This window comes from Roseateles sp. P5_B10 (assembly GCF_056400485.1).
On sequence record NZ_JBFULE010001737.1, the window covers coordinates 1 to 534 of the forward strand.

A 534-nucleotide genomic window follows, 5' to 3' on the forward strand; every position below is an offset into this window, starting at 1 on the left:
TCCCGAGATAGACTTCCTGGACCTTGGCGTTGCGGCGAATGCCTTCCGGCGACTCCTCCACCAGCACGCGGCCTTCGAACATACAGGTGACGTAGTCAACCAGACCGAGCGCCAGATCCATGTCGTGTTCGATCAGAATCACGGTAATTGCCGGGTCGAGCGAGCGGATCACCTCGGCAATCATCGAGCGCTCCGACGGCGACAGGCCGGCCGCGGGCTCATCCAGCAACAACATGGTCGGCGTCGTCACCAGCGCAATCGCGATTTCGAGCTGCCGCTGCTCGCCATAGGACATTTCCTTGACGATGATCTCGGCCCGCCCAGCAATCCGCGCAGCGTTCAGCGCGGCCGCGATGCGCGCGGCCTCGCTGTCGTCCGGATCCGGCGAGCCGAACAGCGAAAACTTCTTCGGCTTCAATCCGCGCAGCGCCAGCATCATGTTGTCCTGCACGCTCAGCGTAGGGAACAGGTTGGTGATCTGGAAGGTGCGCGAGATGCCGAGCTGCGCACGCCGGTGTGGTGGCAGTCTGGACA

General features: G+C 63.1%; 1 protein-coding gene. It reads right to left on the reverse strand.

Annotation, left to right across the window (positions count from 1 at the left end; genetic code table 11):
• The coding region (locus tag AC1DU6_RS35615; protein ID WP_477863338.1) for an ATP-binding cassette domain-containing protein at positions 1-534 on the reverse strand (534 nt) is incomplete at both ends.